The organism is Alteromonas sp. McT4-15, from assembly GCF_020515205.1.
Lineage (GTDB): Bacteria > Pseudomonadota > Gammaproteobacteria > Enterobacterales > Alteromonadaceae > Alteromonas.
In genome coordinates this window covers 1-2,014 of sequence record NZ_JAJALG010000085.1, presented here as the reverse complement: position 1 = coordinate 2,014, position 2,014 = coordinate 1, and the positions used below count along the sequence as shown (strand labels likewise).

1 protein-coding gene and 1 pseudogene are annotated in these 2,014 nt (G+C 44.0%); one reads left to right on the top strand and one right to left on the bottom strand.

The window, feature by feature from the left end:
- Positions 1 to 93: 93 nt before the first annotated feature.
- Positions 94 to 1,386: pseudogene (locus tag LHL20_RS20815) on the top strand (efflux RND transporter permease subunit); the annotation flags it as partial.
- A 108-nt stretch (positions 1,387 to 1,494) separates the two neighbouring features.
- Here the strand turns inward: LHL20_RS20815 and LHL20_RS20810 are convergent.
- On the bottom strand, positions 1,495 to 1,842 hold the full coding sequence (locus LHL20_RS20810) for a DUF3718 domain-containing protein (protein WP_159624894.1): 348 nt from the start codon (positions 1,840 to 1,842) through the stop codon (positions 1,495 to 1,497).
- Between the last annotated feature and the right edge of the window lie 172 nt (positions 1,843 to 2,014).

Here is a 2,014-nt window from a genome sequence, read left to right as displayed (position 1 = left end):
GTTTTTGGCGAAAGATCTGATCACCAAACGTCATGAATGTTCCCTTTATTTTTTATCTTACTGAATTTTAGTCATTATTTGTGGGGATACCTCAGGGTCTACACCTATTTCACAGCGGGACACGCAGTAAGTGGTATTACACTGAACGACGAATTGCCCGTACCAGTGAGTAAAATAAAAGAAGATATACGCGAAAATATGCCGTCATTTGTGCGCGCTCGCCCTTCTTTTCAGTGGGACAGCGGTAATGGCGGTGGCGTTCGCGTAACATTACTTGGCGAATCCTCAGAAACTCTACTATCAATATCAGAGCAAATTATTCCTATCCTTGCCAATATTGATGGGTTGGAAGATGTAAAAGCAGATACGGGCTCTACCCGCGATGAAGTGCAAATTCGCGTTGATAGAGAAAAAGCTAATCGCTTTGGTATTCAGGTCGATACTGTCGCGAATTTGGTTGCTACCGCCCTACGCGGTAATAACCTTAGGACATTTCGCTACGGTGATGCCGGTGAGGTGGATGTGCAATTAAAGTTTGGTAGCGATGTTCAAGCGTCACTCAGTGAACTTAAAAACATCAATATTGGCTTTGCTCAGGGACAGTCTATCAACCTGAATATGATCGCTGATTTTACGGTTAAACCTCAGTTATCGCAAATAAACCGCAACTACCGCCAAACCGCGTTAGCTATTGGGGCAAATTTAGAAGGTGAAACCACCACTGAACAGGCCCGTGCGCGTATTGAACAAGTACTGTCTAACATCGAATTGCCAACAGGTTATAAGTGGACCCTAGATGGCAGCTTCTCGCGTCAAGACGAAGCGTTTGCAGTAATGCAAATGAACATGTTGTTGGCGCTTTGCATGATATACGTGGTAATGGCCGCGCTGTTTGAATCGCTTGTTTTACCCACATCAGTGATTACATCGTTACTGTTCTCATTTACGGGCGTATTTTGGGCGTTTATGGTAACCGGTACTCCCATGTCCGTTATGGGGCTAATTGGTATGCTGATACTAATGGGCATAGTCGTCAATAATGGTATTGTGCTTGTAGATCGTATCAATCAACTGGTCAATGAGGGCTTGTCGCTCTATGACGCAGTACTAGAAGGTTGTATGACACGTATTCGACCTATCCTGATGACTGTTGCCACTACGGTTCTTGGACTCATTCCACTGGCAATGGGCAGTACGCGCATTGGTGGTGATGGCCCACCCTATTCCCCAATGGCTATCGCTATCATTGGTGGCTTAGTATTTTCCACAGTAACGAGTTTATTCTTAGTTCCATTGGCCTATGTTCTGCTGCTGAAACTGCGCTTTAAAACACAGCGACTCTTTAACGCTAGCAAAGCGCGCGTAGAACGCTTGGTAAAGGTGTGAATCAATAGAGGATACTAATAGAAGCGGGTTGGCATGACATACACACTAGGTGTTTGTTCTGCTAACCCGCTTTTTTTATGGCTGGTGGGGTTTAACACTACCACCCGCTTAACTGCGCGACGTTAGATATTCATAAACCGCATTGGCATCGCGTTCAACTGAAAACTCAATTAGACTGCTGCCGTTACAGGTTAATCCTTCTTCTGATGTTACCATGCGCAACACCTCGCGTTGACTTGCACCAATGCGACCTACATTGCGTGATAAACTAGAGCGAAGTACTTTAATATCGTCATTAACGATTGCTTTGCAGAACCCTGCAAATTGTGTCTCACCCACAAAACGTACATCTTTTTGTGGCGCCGCAGCGCTGACACTGAATGTAATTGCTGAACTCACCAATAACGCTGAAAGGGTTATGAGTGTTTTCGACCGTTTTTCGATTTTGTGTTTCATAGTGCTGTCCTATTTCATTAATAAAGCTGAATATCGAGGCTGAATATCGAGTTAGTACCGTAATCGTGAATAGCAATGCGCCAGACACACTTAATTTATGCACCAATAACTAGGATTTTGCTGTTGAAAGAATGTGGCAGGACAGTAAAAATTCAGTAAAACAGTATGTTAC

Excerpts from the sequence above, each read along its gene's own strand:
- LHL20_RS20810 (WP_159624894.1), bottom strand. The coding sequence starts at position 1,842 with ATGAAACACAAAATCGAAAAACGGTCGAAAACACTCATAACCCTTTCA.